This window comes from Halanaerobiales bacterium (assembly GCA_035270125.1).
In the GTDB taxonomy this organism is placed as follows: domain Bacteria; phylum Bacillota; class Halanaerobiia; order Halanaerobiales; family DATFIM01; genus DATFIM01.
In genome coordinates this window covers 1-8,624 of sequence record DATFIM010000085.1, presented here as the reverse complement: position 1 = coordinate 8,624, position 8,624 = coordinate 1, and the positions used below count along the sequence as shown (strand labels likewise).

General features: G+C 34.1%; 9 protein-coding genes. All 9 read left to right on the top strand.

Translation table 11 applies throughout. From position 1 onward, the window contains the following. A partial coding sequence (locus VJ881_04605; protein ID HKL75330.1) for a PfkB family carbohydrate kinase occupies positions 1 to 397 on the top strand: 397 nt, incomplete at its 5' end. 202 nt (positions 398 to 599) lie between these two features. Further along, positions 600 to 1,334 carry a GntR family transcriptional regulator gene (locus VJ881_04600; protein HKL75329.1) on the top strand — a complete coding sequence of 245 codons (735 nt, stop codon included), beginning with the start codon at positions 600 to 602 and terminating at the stop codon, positions 1,332 to 1,334. A gap of 22 nt (positions 1,335 to 1,356) precedes the next feature. Further along, on the top strand, positions 1,357 to 2,400 hold the full coding sequence (mtnA, locus tag VJ881_04595; protein HKL75328.1) for an S-methyl-5-thioribose-1-phosphate isomerase: 1,044 nt from the start codon (positions 1,357 to 1,359) through the stop codon (positions 2,398 to 2,400). An 11-nt stretch (positions 2,401 to 2,411) separates the two neighbouring features. Beyond that, positions 2,412 to 3,362, top strand: coding sequence for an alcohol dehydrogenase catalytic domain-containing protein (locus VJ881_04590; protein ID HKL75327.1), 951 nt, complete (start codon positions 2,412 to 2,414; stop codon positions 3,360 to 3,362). A gap of 13 nt (positions 3,363 to 3,375) precedes the next feature. Next, on the top strand, positions 3,376 to 4,368 hold the full coding sequence (locus VJ881_04585) for a BMP family ABC transporter substrate-binding protein (protein ID HKL75326.1): 993 nt from the start codon (positions 3,376 to 3,378) through the stop codon (positions 4,366 to 4,368). 69 nt (positions 4,369 to 4,437) lie between these two features. Next, on the top strand, positions 4,438 to 5,976 hold the full coding sequence (locus tag VJ881_04580; GenBank protein HKL75325.1) for an ABC transporter ATP-binding protein: 1,539 nt from the start codon (positions 4,438 to 4,440) through the stop codon (positions 5,974 to 5,976). After that, positions 5,954 to 7,024 carry an ABC transporter permease gene (locus VJ881_04575; protein ID HKL75324.1) on the top strand — a complete coding sequence of 357 codons (1,071 nt, stop codon included), beginning with the start codon at positions 5,954 to 5,956 and terminating at the stop codon, positions 7,022 to 7,024. Before VJ881_04580 ends, VJ881_04575 begins: the two co-directional genes overlap by 23 nt. Next, the gene (locus tag VJ881_04570; GenBank protein ID HKL75323.1) at positions 7,024 to 7,962 is read left to right on the top strand and encodes an ABC transporter permease; all 939 of its coding nucleotides are present in this window, start codon (positions 7,024 to 7,026) and stop codon (positions 7,960 to 7,962) included. The genes VJ881_04575 and VJ881_04570 overlap by 1 nt, the downstream gene beginning before the upstream one ends. Positions 7,963 to 7,982: 20 nt before the next feature. Next, positions 7,983 to 8,624: class II aldolase/adducin family protein (locus VJ881_04565; protein HKL75322.1), on the top strand; the 642-nt coding region annotated here is incomplete at its 3' end.

Sequence of the window (8,624 nt, the reverse complement as noted above, 5' to 3'; positions counted from 1 at the left end):
AAAAATAATTGTTTCTGTTTTAGACAAATGTGATATTTTAAAAGTATCTAAAGAAGAACTGAAATTTATTACTGAAAAAAGTGATATAGAAAGTGGGATAAAGCTGATTAGAAACAACTATAATATCCCTTATATTTTTGTTACTGATGGTAATAAAGGAAGTTATTCCTATCATTCTAAATTGGAATATACAGAAGCTTATAAAGTTGAAACAGTCGATACTACTGGAGCAGGTGATGCTTTTGTTGCCGGGATATTATACAATTTTAATAAAGTTGAGAAAAAAAGAATTGATGATGAATTTATAAAAAAAGCTACTCAATTTGCAAATTATCTTGCATCTCAGGCAGTTACTCATAAGGGTGCAATGACCTCATTACCAAAATTAAATGAATAATAAACTTCACAATAATCTTTCCAGATAATTTTTAACATATGTCGATGGAATTTTAGCCTCTCGGTAAACATTTATACTTAAAGTATGAGAGGGTATTATGACATCGACATATGTTAAAAATATTTGAAAATTTTCTGAATTTATTTTATAATTTAATCAAAAGTTGTAAGTTGTATTACAAGTGCAAAAAAGGAGGTATATTTTGCCTTTAAATAAAACAAAGGAAAGTTTAAGTAAGATAGTTAGAAATAAAATTATTGAATATATTGAAGAAAATAACTTAAAACCGGGAGATCAACTTCCATCTGAGCCCAAACTGGTTGAAAAATTTGGTGTCAGTCGTATTACTATTAGAGAAGCTCTGGCAGAATTTAAACAGGAGGGAATTATCTATAAAATACAGGGGAAAGGAACTTTTCTTAAAAGATCACCTATTCATATGGAAAATGGTCTTGAAATTCTAAAATCCCCTACTGAAATAATGGAAGCTGCCGGTTATAACATCAAAACAAACTACTTACCTTCAGAACCTGAGATACCTTCCTCAGATCTTAAAAATATTTTAAAACTCAATGATAATGAAAAAATAATAACATATAAAAGAAAAAGATATGCAAATCAAAAGCTGGTTGTTTATGGTGAAGATAGTCTGGCAGTTAATAATTTTTCAGATAAAGTACCAGAAAAAATACCTGAAGAATCTATGTTACATTATCTAGAAGATGAACTTGGTATCAAAATAGAGAGGGCTTTTACGGAAGTAATTCCGACTACTTTAGGAAAGGAGTTGGCTGAAAAACTTGAAATTGAGGAAGAAAAAATATTTCTCCTTTTGAAACAAATACATTATGACCAGAAAGGAGAAGCAAAGATTTTTTCTCTTGATTATTTTAATAGTGAGGCTTTTAGGTTTATAATTAATCGTAAAAGAATTTAATTAAAAGAAAGGATGATCAGGAATGAAACACGAGACTATGGAATTTAAGGATGGTAAGTTAAGATTAATTGATCAAAGAAAATTACCAGGAGAAATCGATTATTATGTAGCTGAAAATTATCGTGATGTAGAATTTGCTATTTCAGATATGGTTGTAAGGGGAGCTCCTGCTATTGGTGCTACCGGTGCTTATGGAGTATATCTTGCTGCTGAAGAATTTAAAGATGAATCTAAAGAAGAATTTATGAAAAAATTGAAAGAAGCAAATCAGGAATTAGCCAAGGCTCGTCCCACTGCTGTAAATCTAACCTGGGCCATAAAAAACATTGAAAAGCTTATTGAAAAAAATAAAAGTTTAAGTACAGAAAGAATCACTGAGATTATTTTCAAAGTAGCAGAAAAAATTGCAAAAGAAGATGTAGAAATAAATAAGAAAATGGCTCACAATGGCAATACAGTAGTTGTTCCCCAGGGAGCTAGAATTTTGACTCACTGTAATACTGGAGCTCTGGCTACTGTTGGCTATGGAACTGCCCTGGGAGTGATTCGTGAAGCTCACAGGAGAGGAAAAAATATCAAAGTATATGCAGATGAAACTAGACCCAGACTTCAGGGGGCAAGACTTACTGCTTTTGAATTGGTAGAAGAGAATATCCCGGCCACTTTAATAGCAGATAGTGTAGCTGCAACTTTAATTAGAGATGGTGAGATAGATTTAATTTTGGTTGGAGCTGATAGAATCGCTGGTAATGGTGATACTGCCAATAAGATAGGAACTTATATGTTATCAGAACTTGCCAAAACCCATGATGTGCCTTTTTATGTGGTTGCTCCTACTTCTACAATTGATACAGATATTGAGACAGGTGATGAAATAGAAATTGAAGAAAGAGCCCGGGAGGAAGTAAGTCATATTCAAGGAGTACAGATTGCCCCAGATGAAATAGATGTTTATAATCCAGCTTTTGATGTGACACCTGCAGAAAATATAACTGGAATTGTAACTGAAAAGAGAGTAATAGAAAAGCCTTTTGTACAGGGAATAAAAGAAGTTAAAAATATCTAGGAGGTGATAACATAAAAGCACTTGTTTATGAAGATAATCAATTAGATTTAGTTGATAAAAAAGTCCCAGAACCTGCTGAAAATGAAGTTCTTATCAAAATAAAAATTGCGGGCATATGTAATACTGATTTAGAAATCACTGCTGGGTATTTAGGATTTGAAGGAACTTTAGGTCATGAATTTGTTGGAATTGTGGAAAAGGATCCAAAAGGAGAGTTAGAAAATCAAAGAGTTGTAGGCTCTGTCAATATTCCCTGTGGAGAATGTTATATGTGTGAGATGGGTATTGAAAAACACTGTCGTAATATGAAAGCTATTGGGATGAGAGATAGAGATGGAGCTTTTGCAGAATATATGACTTTACCTCGGGAAAATATTTATACTGTTCCTGAAGAAATAAGTGATAGAGAAGCAGTTTTAGTAGAACCTCTGGCAGCAGGTGTGGAAATTATTGAAGAAAATCATATTAAACCGACTGATGAGGTCGTTATTTTAGGAGATGGTAAATTAGGTCATTCTATTGCCCGAGTGCTCTGGGCTGCTGAAAAGGATCCGATATTAATTGGAAAACATCAAAATAAGTTGGATAGAGTTGCTGAATTAGGGATAGATACCTATCTTTTAGGAAATTATCAGGGACCTGCTGATTATGTAGTTGAATGTACGGGAAGCAGTAGCGGTCTGCAGACAGCTTTAGATTTAATTAGACCTCAGGGAACGATTGTTTTAAAAACTACTACTTCAGATTTAAATGATATTAATATGAGTAAAGTGGCAGTTGATGAAATAGAAATAGTTGGTTCTCGCTGTGGCCCATTTGCACCTACCTTGAAGATGATGGAAAATAATGAATTAGCATTAGATAAGATGATAGATGATGTTTATGATTTCAAAGATAGTCTTAAGGCTTTTAAGAGGGCAAAAGAAAATAAAATTCTTAAAGTCCTTTTAAAAATAAATTAAAGGGGGAAATAAAATGAAAAAGATTATTATTCCGTTATTAATTTTAACAGTTGTTTTTGCTTTTACTGGTATTGGTCAGGCTCAAACCAAAATAGCAGTTGTTTATGCGACAGGTGGTCTTGGAGATCAATCATTTAATGATTCAGCTCATCGTGGACTTAACAGAGCTGAAGAAGAATTAGGTATCACCTTTAACTATGCTGAACCTGGAGCAGTTTCTGAATATCAAAATTATTTAAGGCAATTTTCGGCTACCGGTCAATATGAGTTAATTATCTCTATTGGCTTTGATCAGGCAGATGCTCTTAGTTCAGTTTCTTCTCAATTCCCGGATCAAAAATATGCCATAGTTGATGCAGTTGTAAATAATGATAATGTTGCTTCTTATGTTTATAGAGAAAAAGAAAGAGGTTTTCTCATGGGAGCAATTTCGGCAATGATGACAACTAGTGCTGAAAATGATATGATTAATCCGCAAAAAGTTATTGGTGTTGTTGGGGGGATGGACATTCCTCTTATTGAAGCTAATGTAGCTGGTTTTATGGCTGGAGCTAAGTATATTGAACCCAATATAAAAGTTCTCCATTCTTATGTAGGAGATTGGGCAGATCCAGCCAAAGCAAAAGAAATGACAATTTCTATGTATGAAAAAGATGCAGATATAGTTTGGGGTGCTGCTGGTCGTTCCGGCCTTGGCGTTATTCAGGCAGCTCAGGAAAATGACTTTTATGCTATAGGTTCTGATTCAGACCAGGGCCATGTTGCTCCTGACCATGTACTAACAAATGGTATGAAATATGTAAATAATACAGTTTATCTGGCTGTAGAACAGGTATTAAATGATGAGTTTGAAGCTGGAATTCATAATCTTGGAGTTGAAGAAGGAGGTCTTGGCTTTACAGATAGCCTACTTCCAGAAAAAATACTTCAGAGAATGGAAGCAGTTAAAGCTAATATAGTAAGTGGAAATGTAGATATTCCAGCAAAAATCGAAAATGTAAAATAATCATTTAAATCAGCAGAGGGCTTTTAGCCCTCTGTGTTTATAAAAATTACTGCAAGGAAGGGATTAGCCATGGATGCAGTTAAAATGAAAAATATTACAAAAAAGTTTGGGGAAGTAGTCGCTAATGATAAAGTAGATCTAAGTGTGAAAAAGGGAGAAATTCATTCGATACTTGGAGAAAATGGAGCAGGTAAATCTACCTTAATGAAAATACTTTTTGGACTTTATACCAGAGATAATGGTGAAATATATATAAATGAAAAAAAAGTAGATATTAACTCACCTTCTACGGCAATTAATTTGGGAATAGGAATGATTCATCAGCATTTTATGTTAGTTAACCGCCTTTCAGTAACGGAAAATATTATTGCCGGACAGGAGCCGATAGTCAATAATATATTTATAAATAAAAAAGCTGCTAGAAAGGATGTTAAAGATCTAGCAGAACGTTATAATTTCAAAATTAATCCTAAAGCTAAAATTGAAGATCTTTCAGTTGGTGAACAACAGCGAGTAGAAATACTCAAAGCTTTATATCGTGATGCAGAAATATTGATTCTTGATGAACCTACTGCTGTTTTAACTCCCCAGGAAGTTGAAGAGTTTTTTGAGGTTTTAAATACTCTAAAAGAAGCAGGAAAGACAATTATTTTCATAACCCATAAATTAGAAGAAACTATGGAAATTTCAGATAATATTACTATTTTACGTGATGGTAAGAAAATAGCAGATTTAAAAACTGAAGAAACAGATTCAAATGAACTTGCTCGCATGATGGTCGGCCATGAAATAGATTTTAGTGTAGATAAAAAGGAAATGCAAAGCGGAAAAGATGTTTTAGGATTGGAAGGTATTAATGCCTATAATGAACGAAGCTTTTTAAACTTAAAAAATATTAATTTTAAAGTAGGAGAAGGAGAAATTCTTGGTGTAGCAGGTGTTGAAGGTAATGGGCAGTTAGAGTTAGAAGAAATAATTATGGGTCTTATGAATTTTGAATCTGGTAAAATATATTTTAAAGATAAAGATATATCCCATTATTCAACATCTAAAAGAAGACAGCTGGGAATAGCTCATATTCCTTCAGATAGATTGAAAAGAGGTATGATTAAAGGTTTTAATCTAGGCGAAAATATTATTTTAGGTTCTGAATGGCAAAAACCTTTTGCTGAAAATGGTATATTAAATAAAGATAGGATTTTTAAATATAGTGATAAAATAATTAAGGATTTTGATATTAGAACTACTGGTTCTAGAAGTTCAGCCAGTGATCTTTCTGGAGGTAATCAACAAAAATTAGTACTTGGTCGTGAACTATCCAGAGAACCTGAATTATTGGTTGTAGCTCAACCTACTCGAGGAGTTGATGTTGGAGCCAGAGAATTTATACATGATTTATTGCTTGAGATGAGGAGTGAAGGTAAAGCAATTTTATTGATTTCTTCAGAATTAGATGAAATTACCAAACTTAGTGACCGGATACTTGTTTTATATGAAGGTAAAATTGTTGCCAATGATAAGGCTGATAAATTTACAAGAGAAGAACTTGGTCTCCTGATGGCCGGTCATGAAGGGGAGGATATAGATGAAAAACAAAGTACTAAATAAAATAAAAAATATGTCAGGCTGGACTGATTTGATTTATTCACTTTTTGCGATAGTTGTTGCCTTTATAATTGGGGCTATTTTGATAAAAATATCCGGATATTCAGTAAAAACAGCTTATACTACTCTTTTTAATGGAGCTTTTGGTAATACCTATAATTTTACTCAAACTTTGGTTAAAACAATTCCCCTTATTTTTACAGGACTGGCTGTTGCTATTGGCTTTCAAAGTGGTCTTTTAAATATTGGAGCAGAAGGTCAACTTTACTGGGGAGCTTTTGCAACTACTATTATTATTTTAATTTTTCCTGGTTTACCGGCTTTAATTCTTATTCCAATCGGTATTATAGCTGGAGCTTTAGCAGGAGGAGCCTGGGCTGCTGTTCCCGGTTATCTAAAAGCTAAAACAGGTGCTCATGAAGTTGTAACAACGATTATGTTTAATTATATTGCAACTTTAGGAACTACATTTTTGATAAAAAATTATTTTAAAGCTGCAGGTCCTGTTGATCAGACTGCAAAAATTCCTGAAAAGGCCAGGCTTCCAGAATTAATGGCTAATACTGGCTTGAGCTGGGCTATTTTTGTTGGAATTGCTACTGTTATTGTAATAAGTTATCTATTAAATAGAACGTCTTTAGGCTATGATATCAAAGCAGTTGGTGAAAATGCTTCAGCTGCTGAATATGGTGGTATAAATTCTAAAAGAATTACTGTAATTACTATGGCAATTAGTGGAGCAGTTGCCGGGTTGGCCGGTAGTATGATAGTTATGGGAGTATTACATCGCTTTATTACAAATTTTTCACCAGGCTATGGATTTACAGGTATTGCAGTAGCTGTTATGGGGAAAAATAGGCCCTGGGGTGTGCTTTTGGCAGCTCTGCTTTTTGGAGCATTAGAAGCTGGAGGAATGTCAATGCAGCTTTTTGCGAAAATACCAAAAGATTTAATGACTGTTGTTCAGGGACTAGTAATCTTATTTGTAGCAGCTCCTTCCTTATATAATATAATAACCGGTTCAAAAGATACGAAGGAGGTTGAAGTCTAATGAATGCAGTAATTGATACCATCTTTAGTTTAAATACTTTAGCTTCAGCAGTTAGACTGGCAGTACCTATTGCCCTGGCTTCAGTTGGAGGAACATTTTCTGAAAGGTCAGGAATTATAAATATAGGTCTGGAAGGTATGATTTTGAGTGGGGCTTTTGCAGGAGCACTTGGGACTTTTATAACTGGTAATCCCTGGTTAGGATTAATATTTGCTATGTTTGCTGGAGGAGTGCTGGCAGCTATTTTTGCAGTTTTTACAATTGATTTAAAAGCAAATCATGTTGTGGCTGGAGTTGGGGTAAATATTTTAGCTTCAGGAGCTACTGCCTGGTTAATGCAGGTAATTTGGAATCGAAGAGGAACTTCCCCGGGGGTAAAAGGACTTCCAGAATGGGGAATACCTTTTATAAAAGATATACCATTAGTTGGGCCTTTACTTGGTAAACAATCTCCTTTAGTATATATTATGCTGGCTGTTGTTATCTCAAGCTGGATTTTACTTTTTAAAACACCACTTGGTCTTAGAATAAGGATGACCGGTGAACATCCAGAAGCTGCAGATACTTTGGGGATAAATATTAGAAAAATAAAATATTTTAGTGTAATAACAAGTGGAGTTCTTTCTGGAATGGGAGGTGCCTACCTTTCTTTAGGACATCTCAATCGCTTTAGTTCAGGTATGTCAGCTGGGAGAGGATATATGGCTTTAGCTGCCAATATTTTTGGACAGTGGAATCCACTTGGCGGACTTGGAGCGAGTTTTTTATTTTCCTATACTGATGCCCTTCAGATGAGATTGCAGAGTTTAAATCTGGGAATAGCAAATGAAATTATTCAGATGTTCCCATATATTATTACAGTGGTTGTTATTGCGGGAGCAGTTATTAGATCACGTCCACCAGAAGCACTTGGTGAACATTATGACTTTAAGAAATAATCAAGAAAGCAGGTGAAAAAATGAAATATTATCGTGAAAGAAAAGAAGTAGTAGAAACAGGAAGAGAAATGTATCGCTCAGCTATGACTGTTGGAACCTGGGGTAATATTAGTAAAAAAATTAGTGGTAAAGATTTATTTGCTATTACGCCCAGTGGTGTTGATTATAAAAAGATGAAAGCTGAAGATGTTGTTATTCTTGATTTTGCAGGTGAAGTAGTAGATGGTCGTAAAAAACCTTCTACTGAAAAACATCTTCATCGTTATTTATATAAAAATAGAGAAGATATCGAAGCTATTGTTCATACTCACAGTATTTATGCTTCAGCAATGGCTGCTGCTCGTAAACCTATACCTGGAGCAATGGAGGACCTTGTGCAAATTGTAGGAGGTTCAGTAGATGTAGCAGAATATGATTTACCAGGTAGTGAAGATGTTGCCCAAAATGCAGTAGAGGCTCTGGCTGATAAAGATGGTGTATTACTTGCCAATCATGGAGTTGTGGGAGTTAGTGATAACCTCCCTGATGCTCTTAAAGTATGTCAGGTGATAGAAAAAACAGCCAAAATTACAATAGCAGCTCAATCAGTTGGAGGAGTAGTTGAACTAAGTCAGGATGATATAGATTTTATGCGTGAATTTTATTTAAATAGTTATGGACAG

Coding starts and splice junctions, on each gene's coding strand:
- mtnA (HKL75328.1), top strand. CDS start 1,357: ATGAAACACGAGACTATGGAATTTAAGGATGGTAAGTTAAGATTAATT.
- VJ881_04585 (HKL75326.1), top strand. CDS start 3,376: ATGAAAAAGATTATTATTCCGTTATTAATTTTAACAGTTGTTTTTGCT.
- VJ881_04580 (HKL75325.1), top strand. CDS start 4,438: ATGGATGCAGTTAAAATGAAAAATATTACAAAAAAGTTTGGGGAAGTA.
- VJ881_04575 (HKL75324.1), top strand. CDS start 5,954: ATGAAAAACAAAGTACTAAATAAAATAAAAAATATGTCAGGCTGGACT.
- VJ881_04570 (HKL75323.1), top strand. CDS start 7,024: ATGAATGCAGTAATTGATACCATCTTTAGTTTAAATACTTTAGCTTCA.